19 protein-coding genes are annotated in these 21,357 nt (G+C 70.9%); 12 read left to right on the plus strand and 7 right to left on the minus strand.

Annotation, left to right across the window (positions count from 1 at the left end):
• The first annotated feature begins 49 nt into the window (after window positions 1–49).
• From ACZ5J1_RS17805 to ACZ5J1_RS17830, 6 genes are read left to right on the plus strand one after another with little or no spacing between them, the layout of a single operon-like run.
• Window positions 50–1,708: an amidohydrolase gene (locus ACZ5J1_RS17805; RefSeq protein WP_464560947.1), complete on the plus strand. Its 1,659-nt coding sequence runs from the start codon at window positions 50–52 to the stop codon at window positions 1,706–1,708.
• Between the two features lie 44 nt (window positions 1,709–1,752).
• Entirely contained in the window at window positions 1,753–3,402 is a 1,650-nt protein-coding gene (locus ACZ5J1_RS17810) for an ABC transporter substrate-binding protein (RefSeq protein ID WP_464560948.1), read from the plus strand.
• 2 nt (window positions 3,403–3,404) lie between these two features.
• Entirely contained in the window at window positions 3,405–4,343 is a 939-nt protein-coding gene (locus ACZ5J1_RS17815; protein ID WP_464560950.1) for an ABC transporter permease, read from the plus strand.
• Window positions 4,340–5,149, plus strand: a complete 810-nt coding sequence (locus ACZ5J1_RS17820) for an ABC transporter permease (RefSeq protein ID WP_464560952.1) — start codon at window positions 4,340–4,342, stop codon at window positions 5,147–5,149. Before ACZ5J1_RS17815 ends, ACZ5J1_RS17820 begins: the two co-directional genes overlap by 4 nt.
• On the plus strand, window positions 5,149–6,087 hold the full coding sequence (locus ACZ5J1_RS17825) for an ABC transporter ATP-binding protein (protein ID WP_464560954.1): 939 nt from the start codon (window positions 5,149–5,151) through the stop codon (window positions 6,085–6,087). Before ACZ5J1_RS17820 ends, ACZ5J1_RS17825 begins: the two co-directional genes overlap by 1 nt.
• A complete protein-coding gene (locus ACZ5J1_RS17830; RefSeq protein ID WP_464560956.1) occupies window positions 6,084–6,890 on the plus strand; it encodes an ABC transporter ATP-binding protein in 807 nt (268 codons plus the stop codon). The genes ACZ5J1_RS17825 and ACZ5J1_RS17830 overlap by 4 nt, the downstream gene beginning before the upstream one ends.
• Here the strand turns inward: ACZ5J1_RS17830 and ACZ5J1_RS17835 are convergent.
• On the minus strand, window positions 6,887–8,299 hold the full coding sequence (locus ACZ5J1_RS17835; protein ID WP_464560958.1) for a DHA2 family efflux MFS transporter permease subunit: 1,413 nt from the start codon (window positions 8,297–8,299) through the stop codon (window positions 6,887–6,889). The genes ACZ5J1_RS17830 and ACZ5J1_RS17835 overlap by 4 nt on opposite strands.
• Before the next feature lie 82 nt (window positions 8,300–8,381).
• On the opposite strand from ACZ5J1_RS17835, the gene ACZ5J1_RS17840 reads away from it, so the two are divergent.
• Genes ACZ5J1_RS17840 through ACZ5J1_RS17850 form a run of 3 tightly spaced genes read left to right on the plus strand, consistent with a single transcriptional unit; the run spans window position 8,382 to window position 10,775 of the window.
• Window positions 8,382–8,948, plus strand: a complete 567-nt coding sequence (locus ACZ5J1_RS17840; RefSeq protein WP_464560960.1) for a TetR/AcrR family transcriptional regulator — start codon at window positions 8,382–8,384, stop codon at window positions 8,946–8,948.
• Complete coding sequence (locus tag ACZ5J1_RS17845) at window positions 8,945–9,889, plus strand: carbohydrate kinase family protein (RefSeq protein ID WP_464560962.1); 945 nt, start codon at window positions 8,945–8,947, stop codon at window positions 9,887–9,889. Before ACZ5J1_RS17840 ends, ACZ5J1_RS17845 begins: the two co-directional genes overlap by 4 nt.
• Window positions 9,873–10,775, plus strand: a complete 903-nt coding sequence (locus tag ACZ5J1_RS17850; protein WP_464560964.1) for a pseudouridine-5'-phosphate glycosidase — start codon at window positions 9,873–9,875, stop codon at window positions 10,773–10,775. The genes ACZ5J1_RS17845 and ACZ5J1_RS17850 overlap by 17 nt, the downstream gene beginning before the upstream one ends.
• A gap of 79 nt (window positions 10,776–10,854) precedes the next feature.
• Here the strand turns inward: ACZ5J1_RS17850 and ACZ5J1_RS17855 are convergent, their stop codons facing one another.
• Together ACZ5J1_RS17855 and ACZ5J1_RS17860 are read right to left on the minus strand one after the other, a co-directional pair.
• Window positions 10,855–11,097, minus strand: coding sequence for a hypothetical protein (locus ACZ5J1_RS17855; RefSeq protein ID WP_464560966.1), 243 nt, complete (start codon window positions 11,095–11,097; stop codon window positions 10,855–10,857).
• 42 nt (window positions 11,098–11,139) lie between these two features.
• Window positions 11,140–13,065 (minus strand): M3 family metallopeptidase, encoded by a 1,926-nt coding sequence (locus ACZ5J1_RS17860; protein WP_464560968.1) that lies wholly within the window; start codon window positions 13,063–13,065, stop codon window positions 11,140–11,142.
• A gap of 48 nt (window positions 13,066–13,113) precedes the next feature.
• On the opposite strand from ACZ5J1_RS17860, the gene ACZ5J1_RS17865 reads away from it, so the two are divergent.
• Together ACZ5J1_RS17865 and ACZ5J1_RS17870 are read left to right on the plus strand one after the other, a co-directional pair.
• Window positions 13,114–13,617 (plus strand): hypothetical protein, encoded by a 504-nt coding sequence (locus ACZ5J1_RS17865; protein WP_464560970.1) that lies wholly within the window; start codon window positions 13,114–13,116, stop codon window positions 13,615–13,617.
• Between the two features lie 45 nt (window positions 13,618–13,662).
• On the plus strand, window positions 13,663–14,949 hold the full coding sequence (locus ACZ5J1_RS17870; RefSeq protein WP_464560972.1) for an MFS transporter: 1,287 nt from the start codon (window positions 13,663–13,665) through the stop codon (window positions 14,947–14,949).
• 81 nt (window positions 14,950–15,030) lie between these two features.
• Here ACZ5J1_RS17870 and ACZ5J1_RS17875 read toward each other — a convergent pair whose 3' ends face one another.
• Entirely contained in the window at window positions 15,031–15,600 is a 570-nt protein-coding gene (locus ACZ5J1_RS17875; protein WP_464560974.1) for a YceI family protein, read from the minus strand.
• Between the two features lie 437 nt (window positions 15,601–16,037).
• On the opposite strand from ACZ5J1_RS17875, the gene ACZ5J1_RS17880 reads away from it, so the two are divergent.
• Window positions 16,038–17,852: a DEAD/DEAH box helicase gene (locus ACZ5J1_RS17880; RefSeq protein ID WP_464560976.1), complete on the plus strand. Its 1,815-nt coding sequence runs from the start codon at window positions 16,038–16,040 to the stop codon at window positions 17,850–17,852.
• 126 nt (window positions 17,853–17,978) lie between these two features.
• On the opposite strand, the gene ACZ5J1_RS17885 is transcribed toward ACZ5J1_RS17880, so the two are convergent.
• From ACZ5J1_RS17885 to ACZ5J1_RS17895, 3 genes are all read right to left on the minus strand, one after another.
• Window positions 17,979–19,427, minus strand: a complete 1,449-nt coding sequence (locus ACZ5J1_RS17885) for an NAD-dependent succinate-semialdehyde dehydrogenase (RefSeq protein WP_464560978.1) — start codon at window positions 19,425–19,427, stop codon at window positions 17,979–17,981.
• Window positions 19,428–19,595: 168 nt separating this feature from the next.
• Window positions 19,596–20,609 carry a helix-turn-helix transcriptional regulator gene (locus tag ACZ5J1_RS17890; protein WP_464560980.1) on the minus strand — a complete coding sequence of 338 codons (1,014 nt, stop codon included), beginning with the start codon at window positions 20,607–20,609 and terminating at the stop codon, window positions 19,596–19,598.
• A 73-nt stretch (window positions 20,610–20,682) separates the two neighbouring features.
• Window positions 20,683–21,321, minus strand: coding sequence for a pirin family protein (locus ACZ5J1_RS17895; RefSeq protein ID WP_464560981.1), 639 nt, complete (start codon window positions 21,319–21,321; stop codon window positions 20,683–20,685).
• Window positions 21,322–21,357 lie beyond the last annotated feature (36 nt).

A 21,357-nucleotide genomic window follows, 5' to 3' on the forward strand; every position in this document is an offset into this window, starting at 1 on the left:
TTGTCCACACTGTTGACAACACCGTAAATCAGGAGTTGTCTACCGTCCCATGACGACGACGGTCCTGCGCAACGGCGCAGTCTTCACCTCCGACGCGGCGCGCTCCTGGGCCAGCGCCATCGCCTGGCGGGACGGCCGGATCGTCGCGATCGGCGGCGACGCCGAGGTGGCGCCGTACCTCGCCGGGGCCGACGACGTGGTCGACCTCGAGGGCCGCCTGGTCACCCCGGGCTTCGTCGACGCGCACGTCCACCCGATCGTCGGTGGCCTCGAGCGGATCCGCTGCGACCTCACCGGCGCCGAGACCGCCGAGGAGTACGACGCCCTGGTGGCCGCCTACGCCGACAGCACCGACGCCGCCTGGATCCTCGGTGCCGGCTGGTCGATGGCCGCCTTCCCCGGCGGCCGTCCGACCGCTGCCCAGCTCGACGCGATCGTCGCCGACCGCCCGGTGTACCTGCCCAACCGCGACCACCACTCCGCCTGGGTCAACACCCGCGCCCTCGAGGTCGCCGGGATCGACGCCACCACGCCCGACCCCGTCGACGGTCGGATCGAGCGCGACGCCGACGGCCGACCGACCGGTCTGCTGCACGAGGGCGCGATGACCCTGGTCGAGCGGTTCGTCCCGGCCGACACCGCCGAGGACCGGCTGGCCGGGCTCCGCGCCGCACAGGCCTACCTGCACAGCCTCGGCGTCACCGGCTGGCAGGACGCGATGGTCAAGGACATCGAGCACCGGACCTACCTCGCCGCCCAGGACGCGGGCTGGCTGACCGCCCGGGTCGCCGGTGCGCTGTGGTGGGAGCGCGACGGCGGCGACCACGCCGACGACATCGCCAAGCAGCTCGCCCACCTGGTCGACCTCCGCGCCGAGGCGGCCGCCGCGGCCGCAGCAGACGGCGAGGCGGCCCGCTACACGCTGCCGCACGTCAAGGTGATGCAGGACGGCGTGATGGAGACCTTCACCGCCGCCGTTCTCTCGCCCTACTGCCAGCACGGCGACCACGGCGGCGGCACCGGGCTGCGCTTCTTCGAGCCGGCCCACCTCGACGACGTGATCGCCGCGATCGACGGAGCCGGGTTCGGCGTGCACGCCCACGCGCTCGGCGACCAGGCCGTGCGCGACGTCCTCGACGCGCTCGAGCGGGCGGCGGGACTCAACGGCACCGCCGACCGACGCCACCACCTCGCCCACCTGCAGCTGGTCGACGCCGCCGACCTCGCTCGCTTCCGTCACCTCGGTGCCGCCGCGAACGCGCAGGCGCTGTGGGCCTGCCACGAGCCGCAGATGGACGAGCTCACCATCCCGTTCCTCGGCGACCGGGCCGAGAGCCAGTACCCGTTCGGCGCCCTGCACCGCGACGGCGCCACCCTCGTGATGGGCAGCGACTGGCCGGTCAGCACCCCCGACCCGTGGGCGGCGATCCACACCGCCGTGCACCGGATCAGCGCCGAGGCCCCCGCCGGCACCCCGGCCCTCGGAGCCGACCAGTCGATCCCGTTGGGCGTCGCGCTGGCGGCGTACACGTCGGGCTCGGCCTGGATCACCCGGCTCGGCTCCGGCCAGCTCACCCCGGGAGCGGACGCCGACGTCGTCGTCCACGACCGGAACCCCTTCGACGCCGCCGATGACACCGCACGGATCGCCGACACCGCCGTCGCGCGCACCTACGTGGACGGCCAGCTCGTCCACCACGCCCTCTGACCACGACCCAGCCACGACCGAACCACGACCCCAGGAGAACTGCGATGAACCCCTTCACCTCCCGCCCGCTGGTGGCCGTGGCCACGGCGAGCCTCCTCGCTCTGGGCCTCACCGCCTGCTCCGACTCCGGCGGCAGCAACGGTGCTGCCGCCCCGTCGGGCAAGGCCGTCACCCAGGTCGGTCTGACCGAGACCACCACCGGCACCGCGACCGGAGACGTCGACGCGGTCACCTGGTACGGCGGCTACCGCCCCGTGATCACCCTCGACCCGATCGGCCTGGCCGACTACCCCGAGGAGACCGCGATCCCGAACATGTGCGAGCCGCTGGTCCGGGTCACCCCCGACTACCAGCTCACCCCGGGCCTGGCGACGAAGTTCGGCTACACCGACGACACCCACTACGTGATCACGCTGCGCGACGACGTCACGTTCTGGGACGGCACCCCGATGACCGCCGAGGACGTCGCCTACAGCCTCGGCCGCAACATGGACCCGAAGTACCTGTCGAACTACGCCGGCACCTTCGCCCAGGTGACCGACGTGAAGGCCACCGGCCCGCACGAGGTCACGGTCACCCTCAAGCAGCGCTCGGCGGCGTTCAGCACCGCGCTGGCCACGCTGGCGGGCGCGGTCGTGGAGAAGAAGTTCGCCGAGGCCAAGGGCCCCGCGTTCGGCAGCCCGACCGACGGCGTGATGTGCACCGGCCCGTTCAAGTTCACGTCCTACGACGGCACCAGCAAGCTCGTGCTGACCAAGAACGAGAAGTACTGGGACCAGGACAACGCGGCACACGCCTCGACGTTCACCTTCGTCTACCCGGCTGACCCCTCTGCCCTGGCCAACGGCCTGACCAGCGGCAAGATCGACGGCGGACTCACCCTGCCGAGCAACCTCGCCGCCCCGTTGCAGAACGCCGCCAACGGCAAGCTGTACGTCGGCCAGGAGGGCTCCACGCCGATCAACGTCGACCTGCTCTTCACCAAGCCCGTCGACTCCACGATCGCGCAGGCGCTCTCGGGGGTGATCGACCGGGCCGGGATCGCCAAGACCGTCTACGGCGGCACCGCCGATCCGCTCTACAAGGTCTCCGGTCCCGGTGTCTGGGGCTACGCGCAGGACACGTTCAAGGCGGCGTACGACACCTTCGAGTCGAAGCCCGACGCCACCGCGGCCAAGGCGCTGCTCGAGGGCATCACCGTGCCGACCCTGAAGTTCGGCTACCCGGCCAGCGACGTCGAGTCCGGCCAGATCGCCACGGTCGTGCAGCAGGAGGCGGCCTCGATCGGGGTGACGATCAAGCTCGTCGGGATCCCGGACCAGCAGTACGGGGCCATCTTCGCCGACCCGTCGGCGCGGGAGCCCTACGACCTGATCCTGACCAAGAACTACGTCGAGCTGCCCGAGCCGCTGCTGCTCGACCAGCTCGTCGGGACCAAGGCCGGAGTGATGGACTTCAGCGGCTACTCCAACCCGACGGTCGAGGAGAACCTGGCCCAGGCCGACGCGACCGCGGACGACGCCGCCCGCGCCGACCTGGTCATCGCCGCCGAGAAGCAGCTCGCGACGGACCTGCCGATCATCCCGATCGTGCAGCCGCGCACGCTCCTCTTCGAGAACTCCCGCCTGACCGGCTCCACCCTGACGTTCTCGTACATGACGTCGCCGTGGGCCGCCGCGGTCGGAGCCAAGTAGTCGTGACTGCCCGGCAGGTGCGGCGCAAGATCGCCGGTGTCCTCGTGGCCCTCCTGGTCGCGAGCCTGGTGGTCTACCTCAGCGTCTACGCCTCGCCGGGCAGTCCCGAGCAGGTGCTCTTCGGCTCCCGGCCGCCCTCGCCCGAGGTGCAGGCCCAGGTGCGGCACTACCTCGGCCTGGACCAGAACGTGGTGCTCCGGTACGTCGAGTGGCTGGGTCGGGTGCTGCGTGGCGACCTGGGGATCTCGATGATCACCCGGCAGCCGGTCACCGCCCGGATCGGGCACCCGGCCGCGGTGACGTTCAGCCTGATCGCCTACGCCTCGGTGCTGATCCTGATCTTCGGGGTCGGCAGCGGGCTCCTCGCGGGGCTGCGTCGCGGTCCGGTCGACGGTGCGGTCACGGCGCTCACCTCGGTGGCGACCGCGCTGCCGGCGTTCGTCGCGGCCAGCGTGCTGATCAGCCTCTTCGCCGTCCGGCTGGGCTGGTTCCCCGCCTACGGCATGGGCGACGGCTTCCTCGGAGCGCTGCACTCGCTGACGCTCCCGGCGATCGCGCTGGCGATCATCGCCAGCGGCCTGATCTCCCGCGTCACCCGGGCCGAGACCCGCCGTCAGCTCGGCTCCGAGCACGTCGTCACCGCGCAGATGCGCGGGATCTCCTCGAGCCGGCTGGTCCGCGACCACGTGCTGCGCAACGCGGCCCCACCGATCATCACCGTCGCCGGCCTCCAGATCGCCGGCCTGATCGCAGGCGCGGTGGTGGTCGAGCAGGCCTTCGGCCTCGGTGGCCTCGGCCAGCTCCTGATCTCCTCGGTCCAGCAGAAGGACTTCCCCGTGGTCCAGGCCATCGCGCTGATCGTCGTCGGCGCCTTCCTCGTGCTCAACCTGCTCGCCGACCTGCTGGCCGCCGCGCTCGACCCCCGGACGCGTGCGGCATGAGGCGTCTGCAGAGGCATCTCGGCACGGCCGGGATCGTGGCCGCGGTCGCGGTCGTGGCCGTCGTACTGCTGGCCGTGCTGGCACCCGTCCTGGCACCGCACGACCCGAACCAGGCCAGCCTGCTCGACTCCTACCTCGGTCCCTCGCCGACGCACTGGCTCGGCACCGACGCGACCGGCCGCGACATCGCCTCGCGGCTGATCTACGGCGCGCGGACCAGCCTGGTCGGTCCGGCCGCGATCGTGCTGCTCGCCCTGGGCATCGGCATCCCGCTCGCGCTGGCTGCCGCCTGGCGCGGCGGGTGGGGGTCGTGGGCGATCACCCGCGTCTTCGACATCCTGTTCGCGCTTCCCGCTCTGCTGCTGGCGATCCTGGCCGTCGCGGTCTTCGGCGCCGGGCTCAGCGCAGCGGTGATCGCGCTCGCCGTCGCCTACCTGCCGTACGTCGGCCGGGTGGCTGTCACCGCCGCCCAGCGCGAACGCGACCTGCCCTACGTGCAGGTGCTGTCGGTGCAGGGTCATGGTGCGTTCCGGATCAACGCCCGGCACGTGCTGCCCAACATCGCCCCGTTGCTGCTGGGGCAGGCGAGCATCGCGTTCGCCTACGCCCTGATCGACCTGGCCGCGCTGTCCTTCCTCGGGCTGGCGGTGCAGGCGCCGCAGGCCGACTGGGGCGTGCTGGCCAGCGACAAGGACGCGCTGCTGCGCGGCCACCCGATGGGCGTGATCGCCGCCGGTGCGCTGGTCGTGATCACGGTGATGTCGCTGCTGGTGCTCGGGTCGAAGCTGAGCGGGGAGGAGGACTGATGAGCCTGCTGGAGATCGAGGACCTGACCCTGGCCGTCCAGGGCGTTCCGCTGCTGCGCGGGGTGAGCCTCGCGGTCGAGGCCGGCGAGGCCGTCGGCCTGGTGGGCGAGTCGGGGTCGGGCAAGTCGATGACCCTGCGCTCGATCGCACGGCTCCTGCCCGACGGCGCCACGACCGGCGGATCGATCCGGGTCGCCGGCACCTCGGTGCTCGCGTTGCGGGGCGAGGCGCTGCGCCGCCACCGGCAGGCGCTCGGGATGGTCTTCCAGGACCCGCGGGCCGCGATCAACCCGGTGCACCCGATCGGCGCCTTCCTCACCGAGCGTGCGCGTGACCTCGGCGACGACGTCGCTGAGGCGAGCGAACGGGCGGCGGCGATGCTGGCCTCGATGGGGATCACCGACGCCGCGGCGCGGATGGAGCAGTACCCCCACCAGCTCTCCGGCGGGCTGCTGCAGCGGGTGATGATCGCGTCGGTGCTGATGGAACGGCCGAGCCTGCTTCTCGCCGACGAGCCGACGACCGCGCTCGACGTCACCACCCAGTCCGACGTCATCGCGCTCACCGACGACCTGCGCCGCCAGGCCGGCAGCTCGATGCTGCTGGTCACCCACGACCTCGACCTGGCCCGCGCGGTCTGCGACCGGATCGTGGTGATGTACGCCGGTCGGGTGCTGGAGACGATGCCGGCCGACCTCGAGCCGGTGCACCCCTACACCCGGGGCCTGCTCGCCTCCCGGCCTCCGCTGGACCGGAGGCTGCCGGAGCTCCCGGTCATCCCCGGCACTCCGGTGACGGCCGTCGCCTCGGGCGGGGGCTGCCCGTTCGCGAGCCGCTGCCCCCTGGCGATCGACGTGTGTGCCGCCGAGCTGCCGGTGGTGCGACACGTCGCCGGGTCCGAGGTCCGCTGCCACCGAGCCGAGGAGCTGGCCGCATGAACGACGCGACGATCGAGCCGGTGATCGAGGTCGACGGGTTGGTCAAGGAGTACCCGGGCACGGGCGGGACGGTGCGCCGTGCGGTGGACGACGTCTCGCTGACCGTGCTCCCCGGCCGGACGACCGCGCTGGTGGGTGAGTCCGGCGCCGGGAAGTCGACCGTCGGGGCGGTGCTGTCCGGGCTGACCTCCGCCAGCTCGGGACGGGTCGTGGTCTGCGGGGAGGAGCGCAGCGTCGCTGCCCGGTCCGCGGTTGACCGACGGCGCCGTGGTGGGCAGCTCCAGCTGGTGCCGCAGGATCCGTTCCAGACCCTGGATCCCCGTCAGCGGATCGGTGACGCGATCGCCGAGGCGATCTCGCTCGACCGTCGCGCGAGCCGGGACGAGGTGGTCGAGCTGCTCGAGCGGGTGGGTCTCTCCGACCGGCACGCCGGGCTGCGTCCTCGCAACCTCTCCGGAGGGCAGCGGCAACGGGTCGCGATCGCCCGCGCCCTGGCCCCCCGTCCGTCGGTGCTGGTCCTGGACGAGGCGGTCTCGGCCCTCGACGTCTCGGTCCAGGCCCAGGTGCTGAACCTGCTCGCGAGCGTGCAGCGCGAGCTCGGGACGGCGTACCTCTTCATCACCCACGACCTCGGCGTCGTGCGCCAGCTGGCCGACGACGTCGTGGTGCTGCGCGGGGGGCGGGTGGTCGAGACCGGCACCGCCGACGACGTGCTGGACCGGCCCCAGGACGACTACACCCGGGTCCTCGTCGACTCGACGCCGAGGCCCGGGTGGCGTCCGGTGCACCGGACGAGTCGTTAGGCGTTCTGCTTGGCCCGGCGGGGCAGCGCGATCGCCGCGACCAGCCCGACCAGGACCGGGCCGGCGCCGGTGAGGAGCGCCGGCCCGATCGCGCCGTCGTACCCGCTGGGCGAGATGGTGCCGCCGTTGCCGAGGAAGACCGCGGTCAGGAGGGCGATGCCGACGGCGACGCCGAACTCACGGATGGTGGAGTTCGAGGAGCTGGCGATCGCGAAGTCGTCCTCGGCCAGGTCGTTCATCACGGCGTTGGAGATCGACGGGAAGACCATGCCCATCCCGATGCCGGCCAGCGCGAGCGCCGGGATGAACTGCGGGTAGGGCGAGCCGTTCTCGGTCAGGGCCGCGAACCAGATCAGCGACGCGGCCTGGAAGGCGAGGCCGACGATCAGGATCGGTCGGACCCCGATCCGCGGGGCGATGATCCCGACGATGGGGGCGATCACCATCGGCGCCGCCGTCCAGGGGAGGGTCCGCACGCCGGCGCCGAGTGGTGAGTAGCCCTCCACCACCTGGAGGTACTGGGAGAGCAGGAAGACCGCGCCGAACATGCCGGCGGTGAAGCCGAGCGCGATCACGTTGGCCAGGCTGAACTGGCGCGAGCGGAACAGGCGCAGCGGGAGCACGGCGTCGACACGCCGGGAGGCGTGCAGCACGTACGCCGGGATGAGCAGGGCTGCGACGATCAGCGGGATCAGCACCTCGGGGGAGGTCCAGCCGTCGTCGTTGCCGCGGACGATGCCCCAGATCCCGAGCAGCACGGCGCCGCCGAGGATCGCGGTGCCGAGCGGGTCGAGCCGGACGAACGCGCCGCGGGACTCGCGCACCGCGACCAGGATCAGCGGGATCGCGAGGATGGCGACCGGCACGTTGATCCAGAAGATCGCCTGCCAGTTGATCCCGTCCACGACCGCGCCACCGATCACCGGGCCGAGCGCGACGCCGAGGCCGGAGACGCCGCCCCAGATCCCGATCGCGGCCGAGCGCATCTTGTCGGGCACGTTGGCCGCGAGGAGGGAGAGCGAGAGCGGCATGATCGCCGCCGCGCCGATGCCCTGGACCGCGCGGGCAGCGATCAGCGCCTCCGACGTCGTCGAGAGCGCCGAGCCGATCGAGGCGAGGGTGAAGACGACGATGCCGACGATCATCACGCGGCGGCGTCCGATCCGGTCACCGAGCGCGGCGGCCGGGAGCATGAAGGTCGCGAACGCCAACGTGTAGGCGTTGAGGAACCAGGAGAGCTCGCCGACGCTGGCGCCGAGGTCGACCTGGATCACCGGCAGCGCGGTGGTCATCACCAGGTTGTCGAGCGTGGCCATGAACATGGGGAGGCTGACGGCGAGGATCGTCAGCCAGAGCGGACTCGTGCGGACAGCCGCACGCTCCGCGGGGCGGGTGAGCGTGGTGGACATCGAGACTCCCGAAGCTGTTGTTGGCATTGAATGATTACTAAGCCTCGACGAGCGTAAGTAATCGACTGATAACATGTCAACCATGAATGTGCGGATGCCTGCCGAGGAGCGCCGAGAGCTCATCCTCGAAGCCGCGACCCGGGCCTTCGCCCGCGGCGGGTACGCCGGCACCAGCACCGACCACGTCGCCAAGGAGGCCGGGGTCAGCCAGCCCTACGTGGTCCGCCTCTTCGGCACCAAGCTCGACCTCTTCCTCGAGGTCTTCAACCGGGCCTGCGCCAGCATCGACGACGCCTTCGTCGCGATCGTCGACGACGGCTTCGACCCCGATCCCGACGGCGACGGCGGCGACCGGCTCGGTGCGGCCTACCTCGAGCTCCTCGCCGACAGCGACTTCCTGCACGTGATGATGCACGGCTTCGCCTCCTCCACCCCCGAGATCTCCGCCGCCGCCCGCGAGGGGATGGGGCGGATCTTCCTCACCCTGCGCCGCACCGGCTGGGAGGACGAGCGGGTGCGCGACTTCATCGCCCAGGGGATGCTGCTCAACGTGCTGCTCTCGATGGGTGCCTTCGGCGCGAGCGCGGGGCCGATCGGTGAGCTCGTCGCGGCCTGCATCCCGGACGGCTGGCCGGGCACGACCGCATGACCCTCCCCGGGATCCTGGTCGTCATCGGCGCCGCCAACATGGACCTCAAGGCGCGTCCGGCGGCGACCTGGGTGCCGGCGACCTCGAACCCCGGCAGCACCACGCTCGCCCCGGGCGGGGTGGCGCGCAACATCGCCGAGAACGCCGTCCGGTACGGCGCCTCCGTCACCTTCGCCTCCATCGTCGGTGACGACGCGCTCGGCTCGGAGCTGCTGGTCACGACCCGATCCGCCGGAGTCGACGTCGACCTCGTCCAGGTCGGTGCGCAGCCGACCGGCACCTACACCGCGCTCCTCACCGCCAGCGGTGAGCTGATCGGCGCCGTCGCCGACATGACCGCGATCGACCACTTCGATCCCGCCCCCGTGCTCCGGGTCCTGCGCGAGGCTCCGGCCGGCTCGCTGGTCGTGGTCGACGGCAACCTCGCCGCCGCCACGTTGGCCGAGCTGATCGAGGTGGCCGCCACCCGGATGCACCGCGTCGTCCTCGACCCGGTCTCGGTGCCGAAGGCCGAACGCCTCGCCCCGCTGCTCACCCGCGCCCGTCCGCTGTTCGTGATCACGCCCAACCGGGCGGAGCTCGCCGCCCTGACGCAGCTGCCCACGACGACGCTCGACGAGGTCCGGGCCGCGGCTGCGGTCCTGCGTGAGCGGGGAACCAGCTGGGTCTGGGTCCGCCTCGGTGAGTCCGGTGCGCTCCTCATCGGCCCCGGCGAGGAGATCGCGCTGGCGCCGTACCCGACGACGGTGGTGGACGTGACCGGCGCCGGCGACGCGATGGTCGGGGTCGCCTGTGCCGCGCTCGTCGACGGGGTGCCGCTGGAGCGCGCGGCCCGGCTCGGTCACGCCGCTGCGGCGGTGACCATCGCCAGCACCCACACCGTCGCCCCCGACCTGGACCGACCGACCCTGGAGAGGATCGTCCGTGCTGCAGCTCACTGAGGAGGTCCGCTCCGCGCTCGAGGAGGGCCGGCCGGTCGTCGCCCTCGAGTCGACGATCATCAGCCACGGCATGCCCTACCCGCGCAACGTGGCGATGGCCCGCGAGGTCGAGGCCATCGTCCGCGCCGGCGGTGCCGTGCCCGCGACGATCGCGATCCTCGACGGCGTCCCCCGGATCGGGTTGAGCGACGACGAGCTCGAGCTGCTCGGCTCCGCCCCCGACGTCACCAAGGTGTCGGTGCGGGACCTGCCGTTCGTGGTCGCGCGCAGGATGCACGGAGCGACGACCGTCGCCTCGACGATGCGGCTCGCTGCGCTCGCGGGGATCCGGGTCTTCGTCACCGGCGGCCTCGGGGGCGTGCACCGCGGTGCCTCGGAGTCGTTCGACGTCTCAGCCGACCTGACCGAGCTCGGCCAGACCTCCGTCGCCGTGGTCAGTGCGGGCGTGAAGTCGATCCTCGACATCGGTCTCACCCTCGAGACGCTGGAGACCCTCGGCGTGCCCGTGCTGGTCAACGGCGCCGACGAGTTCCCCTCGTTCTACTCGCGCGAGTCCGGCTTCGCCTCGCCGATGCGGGTCGACGGCGCGGTCGAGACCGCCGACGTGCTGCGGGCGAAGTGGGAGGGCCTCGCGCTCACCGGCGGTGTCGTGATCGCCAACCCGATCCCGGTCGCCGACGAGATCCCCGCCGCGGAGATCGGCGCGATCATCGACCGCGCCCTCGCTGCCGCCGATGCCGACGGGGTCACCGGCAAGGACATCACGCCCTACCTTCTGGCCAAGATCGTCGAGCTCACCGACGGCGCCTCACTCACGGCCAACATCGCGCTGGTGAAGAACAACGCAGCCTTCGGCACCGCCGTCGCGGTCGCCCTCGCCGGCTGAGCGCCGGCCCGCCGCCCTAGGAAACTAACTGGTCTTGAAACCGGCCGGATCGGGCGATCGGGCGGTGGTTCAAGACCAGTTAGTGCTGGGCCCGGATGCGCGCGACCTCGTCGGCCGTGAACGTCGTCTCCATGACCGTCCCCACCGGCAGGCTCTGTCGGAGCTGCTTCGTGAAGCGGATGATCCGGACCGGGATCAGCAGGGCGATCATGACGACCAGGTAGAAGGCCGCGCCGATCCACGTTCCTGAGGCCACCCAGATCGCCGCCGTGCCGATCAGCACGACCGTCAGCATCCGGATCAACGCCCGACGGGTGCGCATCAAGGATCCAGCCCCGGCTGTCCGCGCGCGGCAGAAACAGGATCAGCGCGCCAGCCAGGCGGCGTACGCGTCGAAGCTGAAGGGGCGGCCGAGGAAGTCGGCGACCAGGTCGGCGGCGTCCGCCTCTCCGCCGCGGGCGAGGATCCGGTCGCGGTAGCGCCCGGCGACGGCGGGGTCGAAGAGGTCGGTGGGGTCGAAGGCGGAGAACAGGTCCTTCGCGATCACGAGCGACCACATGTAGGTGTAGTACGCCGACGAGTAGCCGCCGAGGTGACCGAAGTCGGCGTAGAAGTGGGTGCCCTCGATCCACGGCGTCGGCGCGTAGCGCTCCTGCAGCTCGATCATCCGGCCGGTGTGGTCGGCTCGCGCGCCACCGGCCGCGTCGGCGTGGAACCAGTAGGAGATCGCGGCGTAGAACATCTGCTGCCGGGCCTGGATGCCGGTGCCGAACTCCTCGGCCGCCCGCATCCGGGCGACCAGGTCAGCGGGGATCGGCTCGCCGTCAGCGTTGGTGGCGAAGGTCGCCAGGACGGCGGCGTCCCAGGCCCACTCCTCGAGCATCTGCGAGGGCGCCTCGACGAAGTCCCACTCGGTCGCCACCCCGGAGAAGCGGGTCCACCGGGAGTGGCCGCCGAGGATGTGGTGCAGCAGGTGGCCGAACTCGTGGAAGAGCGTCACGACGTCGTCGTGCTCCATCAGGCCACGGGGGAAGTTGCAGACCAGCACGCCCTCGGGGAGCTGCTCGCCGGCGCGACCGTCGGCCAGGGTGAACTGCGCGGCGTGCTTGTACTTGCCCTCGCGCGAGTGCAGGTCGAGCCGCAGTCGTCCGATCCGCTCGCCGTCGCGCAGCACGTCGAAGCCCACCACGTCGGGGTGCCAGGACCCGTCATCGATCGGGACGTACTCGAGGCCGAAGAGCCGACCGGTGACGTCGAGCAGGCCGGTGCGGACCTTCGCGAAGTCGAAGTAGGTGCGCACGAGCTGGGCGTCGACGTCGTACTTCTCGCGACGCACGACCTCGGAGTAGTAGGCGGTGTCGGCACCCGTGACCTGGTCGGCTCCGGGGTGGTCGACGCGCAGCCGCTCGAGCAGGACGGCGAGGTCGCGCTGCATCGGGGCCTCGGCGGCGGCGGCGATCCGGTCGATGAACTCCGGGATCGCCGGCCCGGAGCCGATCATCTTCACCTCGGCGTCGTACGACGGCCAGTCGGCGTACCCCAGCAGCGTGGCGAGCTCGTGGCGCCGGTCGAACATCTCGCCCAGCAGCCGCTCCGTCACCGGGTAGCCCTTGTTCTGCATGGTGGTGAGCATCGCCACCCGGGTGGCGCGGTCGGTGGCGAAGGTGCGCACCGGGAACGCGTCCGGGTAGTCGGTGGTGACCGTGACCATGCCGTTCTCGTCGACCGGGTGCGCCTCCATCCAGTCGGCCGGCAGACCGGCGAGCTCGGCCGGGGTGAGCCGCAGCGACCGGACGTCGTCGCGCTGCACCCGGGAGAACTCGATGCCCAGCTCGGTCAGCCGCTCGTTGAGCTCCGCGACCCGGGCGCGGTCGGCCTCGGAGCGGTCCACGCCGGAACGCCGGAAGTCGCGCAGGATCCGGGCGAGGTACCGCGCCGCGGTCGGGTCGAGGTCGTCGGCCGACAACGCGTCGAACGCGGCGAACAGCTCGGGATCGAGGCTGAAGCCGGTGCTCAGCCGCTCGACCTCGACGAGCAGGCCCTCGGCGACCTCACGGGTGGCGGGATCGGGGTGCACCGAGGAGAGCAGCGACGCGGGGGAGCTGACGTTGCTCAGCGCGGTCTCGACCGCGTTCCACACCTCCAGCACCTCCTCGGTCGAGGACGGGGTCTCGCTGCGGAGCCGGTCGGCCAGGGCCCGGGCGTGATCGAGCTTGGCCGCGCCGCGGGCGGTGAGCCAGCTCGTGAAGGCATCGGGTGCGGGGAGGGCCAGGGGCTCGATCGACGTCACCTCGCGAGAGTAGCCGCGCACTCGTGAAGGGGGCTCTAGTGTTCGGCAATGAAATCGCGGCGCGTGCTGATCCTGGCCGGTGTGCTGGTGGCCTGTCTGGTGCTGGCGCTGGGCGTCATCGTCACGCGCGGCAACCAGGACGTCGACTACCGGGTCGACCCGGACTCGGGCGCCCTGTCCTACGCGGGCCCGTTGGTCTCCGGGCTGCCGGAGACGCCGAAGGCGGGCACCTGGTACCCGATCCGGGTGTGGGTGCCGAAGGCGGTCGAGGGCTCCGTCCTGGAGTTCTCCGCCCTGATCGAGGTCGGTCGCCCGCTGGGTCGCCCCGACGTCCGGGTGTGCCCGCTGGAGTCGCAGGGCGACGCGACGATGGCGACCTGCACGATCGAGCTCGACGACGCCCGGGTGAACTACCAGGCCACCGAGTTCGGTGAGCTGCCGGCGCTGATCCGGCTCCCCAAGAGCTGGGCGGGCGAGGAGGTGCGGCTGCAGTACGTGGTCCGTCACGGTGAGCGCGAGCGGCTCTACATCGTGGGGAACTACGTCATCTGACCCGCGACGGGTAAGTTCACCCCGGTTATGGCGCTCAAGGATCTGTTGGCTGATACCCGTCCCCTGCAGAACCCGCACTTCCGCCGTCTCTGGCTCGCCGAGATCATCACGGTCGTCGGAGCCCAGCTGACCGTCGTCGCGATCCCGGTCCAGATCTACGTCCAGACCGGCTCGTCGGCGTACGTCGGCCTGACGGGTCTGTTCGGCCTGATCCCCCTGATCGTGTTCGGCCTCTACGGCGGGGCGCTCGCCGACGCCTTCGACCGCCGCACCATCCTGCAGATCACCACCGTCGGGCTGATCATCACCAGCGCGCTGTTCTGGTTCCAGGCCGCCGCGGGCGGGATGAACGTGTGGGGCCTGCTCGTGCTGTTCGCTGTGCAGCAGGCCATCTTTGCGGTCAACATGCCGACCCGCGGGGCGATCCTGCCCAAGCTGGTCGACGACGAGGTGCTGCCGGCGGCGAACTCGCTGCACTACACGGTCGCGATGGCCGGCGGCATCGCCGGACCGCTGCTGGCCGGCGTGCTGATCCCGATCACCGGGTTCGCCTGGCTCTACTTCCTCGACACCGTCGCGATGTTCGCCACCCTGTACGCCGTCATCCGACTGCCGAAGCTCCCGGTCGAGGGCGTCACCCAGTCACCGGGGCTGCGCTCGGTGATCGACGGTCTGGTCTACCTCAAGGGTCAGCCGATCCTGATGATGAGCTTCGTCGTCGACCTGATCGCGATGGTCTTCGGCATGCCGCGCGCGCTGTTCCCCGAGCAGGCGCACACCCACTTCCACGGCTCGACCGAGGGCGGACTGGCGCTCGCGCTGCTCTTCGCCGCGATCCCGGCCGGTGCCGTCGTCGGTGGGGTCTTCGGTGGCTGGCTCTCCCGGGTCTCCCGCCAGGGCCTGGCCGTGATCATCTGCATCCTGGTCTGGGGCCTGGGCATCGTCGTCTACGGCGTCGCCGACGCACTGGCGGTGCACATCCACTGGCAGCTGATGCTCGCGGTCGCGCTGTTCGGCCTCGCCGTCGCGGGTGCGGCCGACATGTTCAGCGCCTCGCTGCGCACCTCGATCCTGCAGTCGGCGGCCGACGACGCGGTCCGCGGACGCCTGCAGGGTGTCTTCACCGTCGTGGTCGCCGGCGGCCCCCGGATCGCCGACACCCTGCACGGTGCGGTCGCCGCCACCTCGGTCGGAGTGTCCGCGACGGCCATCGGCGGTGGTGTGCTGGTGATCGTCGGCACCGTGATCGCCGCCCTCGCGGTGCCGAGCTTCGTCGCCTACCGGGTCACGATCCGCTCCGGCTCAGGTGAACCTGAGCAAAGTAACGCCTGAAACGCCCTGAGCCGGGGGAAGGTAACGCCGTTCGCGTTACTTTCCCCCGGCTCAGCGTCAGGGCTGGGACCCGGTGGGTGGTCAGGCCTGCTTGATCGCGCTGATGTCGAAGGTCAGCTTGATCTTGTCCGAGACGAGCACGCCGCCGGTCTCGAGCGCGGCGTTCCAGGACAGGCCCCAGTCGGAGCGCTTGATCGTGGTCGCACCCTCGAAGCCCACGCGGGTCTGGCCCCACGGGTCCTGCGCCGAACCGGTCTGCTCGAACGGCACGGTGACGGAGTTGGTCACGCCCTTGATGGTCAGGTCGCCGGTGATCTCCCAGGTCTCGCCGTCGAACGCGACCGCGGTCGAGGAGAAGGTGATCAGCGGGTTGGCCTCGGACTCGAAGAAGTCGCCGGAGAGCAGGTGACCGTCGCGGTCGGCGTTGCCGGTGTCGATCGAGGAGGCGGTGATGCTGAGCTGGACGGTCGAGCTGGCCGGGGTGGCGGTGTCGATGGTCGCGGTGCCCTCGAACTCCTTGAAGGAGCCGCGGACGGTCGTCACCATCGCGTGCCGCGTGCTGAACCCGATGTGGGTGTGCGACGCGTCGATGACGTAGGTGCCGGCGATGTCGTCAAGCACGGTGCTGGTCTCGTTGCTGGTGTTCGTCATGGCGTTTCTCCTGAAATGAGATCAATGGGCTGGAGCCGTACGAAGACTCCAACCCATTGACTTGAACATTCATTCCATCGAGATGGAAAAACGCTGAAAATTCTTTTGTCAGGCTGCGTGGGGCGCGTGGCTCGCCGCGTGGGCCGTCATCCAGACCGCCTCGACACGCTCGCGTCCGTCAGCGTCAACCACCGGAACCCAGTGGCAGGTGAGCTGCTTGTCGTTCATGGTTGTCCACCTCCTGTTCACCTTGTGTTCACCAATGTAGCCGATTCCCCACTGGGCCGCAATCTTTCCGAGTGGCTTGGGACCTAGTTCCCCACCTGGAGGGTCAATCGGCGGCAAACACTCCACCGGCGCACCACGTGAGCGTGCGTGATCAAGCCCACCGCGCTCTCGAATGACCGGAACGATCACAATCGCACTACCGTGGACGGGTGAGTGAGAAGACTTCCCCCGCGGCTGACCAGCCCACGTTCAACGACCTCGGCCTCTCCGAGGGCGTGCTCGCCGCGCTGCGGGAGGTCGGCTACGAGACGCCGAGCCCGATCCAGGCGGCCACCATTCCGCTGCTGGTCGAGGGCCGCGACGTGGTCGGTCTCGCTCAGACCGGTACCGGCAAGACCGCGGCGTTCGCGCTGCCGGTGCTGTCGAACATCGACCCCTACGACACCAAGCGGCCGCAGGCGCTCGTCCTCGCTCCCACGCGCGAGCTGGCGATCCAGGTCTGTGAGGCGTTCGAGAAGTACGCCGCCCAGCTGCCGAACATCCGCGTCCTCCCGATCTACGGCGGCTCGGCCTACGGCCCGCAGCTGACCGCTCTGCGTCGCGGCGTGCACGTCGTCGTCGGCACCCCGGGTCGGATCATGGACCACCTCGACAAGGGCACGCTCGACCTGTCCGAGCTGCGCTTCCTCGTCCTCGACGAGGCCGACGAGATGCTCTCCATGGGCTTCGCCGAGGACATCGAGACGATCCTCGCCACCACGCCGGTCGACAAGCAGGTCGCGCTCTTCTCCGCGACGATGCCGCGCCAGATCAAGGCGCTCACCGGCCAGTACCTGCGCAACCCCGCCGAGGTCCAGGTCAAGTCCAAGACCGCCACCGCGACGAACATCACCCAGCGCTACCTGATGGTCTCCTACCCGCAGAAGCTGGACGCGCTCACCCGCATCCTCGAGGTGGAGAACTTCGAGGGCATGATCGTCTTCGCCCGGACCAAGGCCGAGACCGACACCCTCGCCGAGAAGCTGCGGGCCCGCGGGTACGCCGCCGCTGCGATCAACGGTGACATCGCGCAGAACCAGCGCGAGAAGACCGTCAACCAGCTCAAGGACGGCACCCTCGACATCCTGGTCGCGACCGACGTCGCGGCCCGTGGTCTCGACGTCGAGCGGATCTCGCACGTCGTCAACTACGACCTGCCCACCGACGTGGAGTCCTACGTCCACCGGATCGGCCGCACCGGCCGCGCCGGCCGCAGCGGTGACGCGATCTCGTTCGTGACCCCGCGCGAGCGCTGGCTGCTCAAGGCGATCGAGAAGCACACCAAGGCCTCCCCGGCTGAGATGCAGCTCCCCTCGGTCGACGAGGTCAACGCGACCCGGCTCAGCCGGTTCGACGAGGGCATCACCACCGCGCTGACCGAGGGCGACAAGATCGCCTTCTTCCGCGACGTGGTGCGGCACTACGTCGACGAGTTCGACGTCCCGGAGCTCGAGGTCGCCGCCGCGCTGGCCTCACTCCTGCACGGTGACGAGCCGCTGCTGCTCGAGGAGCGTGCCCAGCCGGTCCGCCCGCAGCGCGAGCGTCGCGACGACCGCGACGGTGACCGCAACGACCGCGGTGCCGGCCGGGGCCGTGAGCCGCGCGTCTCGAGCAACTCGCGCCAGACCGACCAGCCGCTGGCGACGTACCGGATCAACGTGGGCAAGCGGCACAAGGTCGAGCCGCGCCAGATCGTCGGTGCCATCGCGAACGAGGGCGGCCTGCGTCGCGGCGACTTCGGGAACATCTCGATCCGCCCCGACTTCTCCCTCGTCGAGCTGCCGGCCGACCTCGCCCCCGAGACCTGGTCCGCGCTGGAGAACACCCGGATCAGCGGCAAGCTGATCGAGCTCCAGGTCGACAAGGGCGGCCCGGTCCGTCGTGAGGGCGGCAGCTACGACCGCAACAACCGTGGCAGCCGATCCGACCGCGCCCCGCGCGACTTCGACGACGCGCCTCGCAAGAAGCCGCGCCACAAGAGCTGAGTCTCGTCTCGTCCCGAGTGGGATGGACCGTGGGCGAGTGTGGTCGCAAGGCGGAGGTCCGAAGGCGGCCTTCGAGCGAAGCGGGCCGTCGAGGGCCGACAACGCGGCGGACGCTCCGCCTACGGTTCAGCCCGCCGGGATCGCGACGTACGTCGTCTCCAGATACTCCTCGATGCCCTCGAACCCGCCCTCGCGCCCGAAGCCGGACTGCTTCATGCCGCCGAAGGGGGCGGCGGGGTTGGAGATCAGCCCGGTGTTGACCCCGACCATGCCGTACTCGAGCGCTTCGGCCAGCCGGATCGTGCGGGCCAGGTCGCGGGTGTAGACGTAGGCCGCGAGGCCGTACTCGGTGGCGTTGGCGCGTCGGATCGCCTCGGCCTCGTCGGTGAACGCGCTGATCGGTGCGACTGGCCCGAAGATCTCCTGACCGTTGATCTCGGACTCGGGATGCACGTCGGCCAGCACGGTGGGGGAGTAGAAGAACCCCGGACCGTCGGGCGCCGAACCGCCGGTCAGCACCCGTGCGCCGTCGTGGATCGCGTCGGTGACGAGCTGGTGGACGGACTCGACCGCCTTCTCCTCGATCAGCGGACCGACGTCGACGCCGGCGTCCTGGCCGCGACCGACCGTCAGCGCGCCCATCCGGGCCGCCAGCTTCTCGCCGAACTCGGCCGCCACGTCGGCGTGCACCAGGAACCGGTTGGCGGCGGTGCAGGCCTCGCCCATGTTCCGCATCTTCGCGATCATCGCCCCGTCGACTGCGGCATCGATGTCGGCGTCGTCGAAGACGATGAAGGGCGCGTTGCCGCCGAGCTCCATCGAGACCCGCTGCAGCTGGTCGGCGCTCTGCCTGACCAGCAGCTTCCCGACCGGGGTCGAGCCGGTGAAGGAGAGCTTCCGCAGCCGGTCGTCGGCCATCAGGGTCTTCGACTGCGTCGCCGAGGACGAGGTCGGCACCACGTTGAGCACGCCGGCAGGCAACCCGGCCTCGGTGAGGACGTCGGCCAGGGCGAGCATCGTGAGGGGCGTCAGCTCGGCGGGCTTGACCACCATCGTGCAGCCGGCGGCGATCGCCGGACCGATCTTGCGGGTGCCCATCGCGAGCGGGAAGTTCCACGGCGTGACGAAGTAGCACGGCCCGACGGGCTTGCGGATGGTGAGCAGCCGCGACGTGCCGGCCGGAGCGTTCATCCAGCGGCCGTGGATCCGCACGGCCTCCTCGCTGAACCAGCGGAAGAACTCGTTGCCGTAGGCGACCTCGCCCTTCGCCTCGGCGACGGTCTTGCCCATCTCCAGGCTCATCAGCTCGGCGAGGTCGTCGGCCCGGGCGTTGATCAGCTCGAAGGCGCGACGCAGGATCTCCCCGCGCTCCCGCGGAGCGGTCGCGGCCCAGTCGGCCTGGACGGCGGCGGCCGCGTCGAGGGCGTCGACAGCATCGTGGATGGTGCCGTCACTCACTCGCGCGAGCACGGAGCCGTCGGCCGGATCGAGCACCGCGAAGGTCTCGCCGCCGGTGGCTTCACGCCATTCGCCGTTGATGAAGAGTCCGGTCCTGACGAGGTCGATGCCAGCCATGGGGCCAGCCTGCCACCACGACGCCACTCTGGCGACAGACTCGTCCGGCCCCTGGTGGCGGGGGTTGTGCTGGCATGTGTAAGGTTGTGCCGTCGACTTGAGGAGGGAGCACTCCACAGCCGACAGGGCCCCTCGTCTGACCCCATGCAGACAGGGGCCCGCTCCTATTTACGCGAGTCGAGAGACGGCCGGCGCGCGCTCGCCGAGCCGGGTGAGCCCGGCCCGCGACTCGATGCCGAGCTTGCGGTAGACCCGCGACAGGTGCCACTCCACGCCCTTGACCGTCACGGTCAGCTGCTCGGCGATCTGGCGGTTGGTCAGGCCCTGCGCGGCCAGACGGGCGACCCGCTGCTCGGCGTTGGTCAGGGCGGCGAACGCGTCGCCGCTCAGCGGCTCGGGGCGCTCCCCGGCGCGGTCGAGCAGCCGGGTGATCCGGGCGTGCAACGGCCACAGACCCTCGCTCGAGGCGAACTGCTCGGCCTCCCGCAACAGCTCACGCGGGTCCGTCGCGGCCTCCGGTGAACCGGCCGGGAGCTGGGTCAGGAGCAGCAGTCCGGCCAGGTCGGTGCTGATCTGGGCCACCAGGCGCAGGTCGTTGCTGTGCACCGCCAGACCGCGGGCACGGCGCAGCATCGTGAAGGTGTCCACGGCCGGGTCGGCGGTCGCCAGGGTGCGCAGCGCGATCGCCAGCAGGTGCGGGTCGGTGGAGTCCTCCGCGACGGCGATCAGCTCGCGGGCCAGCACGATCGCCTCGGCCCGGCGGCCGGTGCGGACCAGCGCCATCACGGCCCCGGCGCGCCAGGGCATCAGGTCAGGGTCGTCGGCAGCCGCGTGGGCGCCGGCCGCACGGAAGTGGGCCAGCGCCGCCTCGTGGTGGCCGAGCGCGGTGGTGAGCTCGCCGTGCGAGATCAGCGCGATGGTGGTCGCTTCGGGGCCGCCGTACGACTCGTCGAGGAAGACGTTCATCTCGTCGCCGGTGATCGCCGCGGAGGTGAGGTCGCCCAGGCCGAGACGGCAGAGCAGCAGCAACGCGTTCAGCTTCGCCAGGTCGGCCGGCGCGAGCGTGGCGGGGTCGGTCGCCGCCAGCAGCGACGCGGCACGCCGCAGTCGTCCCGTCCGGACCTCCCCCCATGCCTCCGCGAAGGGCCCGTCGTAGAGCGAGCTCGGGCGCGGCAATGTCATTGTTCCCTCGGTCCTCACCACGTCCGGAAGCCTAGGGACCCTGGGGTGCGGAGTGGGCCGTTATGCCCAATCCTTAGCCCGGGACCCCTGTTTCGGCCCGAACGGTCCAGACCAGCGCGGTCGTCGGGACCGCCGCCTGGATGCTCGTGGCCGCCTGGGCGCCCGCGCTGTCGAGGATCATCGCGTCGCCGGCAGCGAGCGGTTCGGCCATCGAGTTCCGGGTCAGGGCGCCGGTGGCGATGAAGAGGTGGACCTGTTCCTGGTCGGACACGACGGGCAGGTCGTAGAGCTCGCCGGCGGCCAGACGGACCACCCGGAGGGTGCCGCCCGGAACGGTCAGCTCGCTGCCGGTGACCCGCTGCCACAGCGGCGTGCCGTCGGCGTCGTCCGCCTGCAGCCAGACCTGGATGAACCGCGTCTGCGGGGCTACCGCAACCTCACTGTGCCGGACGCCGTCGCCCGCGTGCAGCCAGCCGATCTCGCCGGCCTCGAGGATCGCCGAGGATCCGGTGGAGTCGGTGTGCTGGACGGCACCGGTGATCACCACGCTGACGATGTCGACCCCGTCGTGGCTGTGCTCGTCGAAGCCCTGGCCCTCGGCGAGCAGGTGCTCGTCGTGGCAGACCATCGACCCGATCCGGGTCCGTTCGGGGTCGTAGAACTCCCCGAACGAGAGCGAGTGCCAGGTCGCCCGCCCAGGGACCTTCTGCATGAATCGAGCCGAACTCCGGCGAATGTCGACAGCCAC

Source organism: Nocardioides sp. JCM 18999, assembly GCF_055391175.1.

Excerpts from the sequence above, each read along its gene's own strand:
- ACZ5J1_RS17805 (WP_464560947.1), top strand. The coding sequence starts at position 50 with ATGACGACGACGGTCCTGCGCAACGGCGCAGTCTTCACCTCCGACGCG.
- ACZ5J1_RS17810 (WP_464560948.1), top strand. The coding sequence starts at position 1,753 with ATGAACCCCTTCACCTCCCGCCCGCTGGTGGCCGTGGCCACGGCGAGC.
- ACZ5J1_RS17820 (WP_464560952.1), top strand. The coding sequence starts at position 4,340 with ATGAGGCGTCTGCAGAGGCATCTCGGCACGGCCGGGATCGTGGCCGCG.
- ACZ5J1_RS17825 (WP_464560954.1), top strand. The coding sequence starts at position 5,149 with ATGAGCCTGCTGGAGATCGAGGACCTGACCCTGGCCGTCCAGGGCGTT.
- ACZ5J1_RS17830 (WP_464560956.1), top strand. The coding sequence starts at position 6,084 with ATGAACGACGCGACGATCGAGCCGGTGATCGAGGTCGACGGGTTGGTC.
- ACZ5J1_RS17835 (WP_464560958.1), bottom strand. The coding sequence starts at position 8,299 with ATGTCCACCACGCTCACCCGCCCCGCGGAGCGTGCGGCTGTCCGCACG.
- ACZ5J1_RS17840 (WP_464560960.1), top strand. The coding sequence starts at position 8,382 with ATGAATGTGCGGATGCCTGCCGAGGAGCGCCGAGAGCTCATCCTCGAA.
- ACZ5J1_RS17845 (WP_464560962.1), top strand. The coding sequence starts at position 8,945 with ATGACCCTCCCCGGGATCCTGGTCGTCATCGGCGCCGCCAACATGGAC.
- ACZ5J1_RS17855 (WP_464560966.1), bottom strand. The coding sequence starts at position 11,097 with ATGCGCACCCGTCGGGCGTTGATCCGGATGCTGACGGTCGTGCTGATC.
- ACZ5J1_RS17865 (WP_464560970.1), top strand. The coding sequence starts at position 13,114 with ATGAAATCGCGGCGCGTGCTGATCCTGGCCGGTGTGCTGGTGGCCTGT.
- ACZ5J1_RS17875 (WP_464560974.1), bottom strand. The coding sequence starts at position 15,600 with ATGACGAACACCAGCAACGAGACCAGCACCGTGCTTGACGACATCGCC.
- ACZ5J1_RS17885 (WP_464560978.1), bottom strand. The coding sequence starts at position 19,427 with ATGGCTGGCATCGACCTCGTCAGGACCGGACTCTTCATCAACGGCGAA.
- ACZ5J1_RS17890 (WP_464560980.1), bottom strand. The coding sequence starts at position 20,609 with ATGACATTGCCGCGCCCGAGCTCGCTCTACGACGGGCCCTTCGCGGAG.
- ACZ5J1_RS17895 (WP_464560981.1), bottom strand. The coding sequence starts at position 21,321 with ATGCAGAAGGTCCCTGGGCGGGCGACCTGGCACTCGCTCTCGTTCGGG.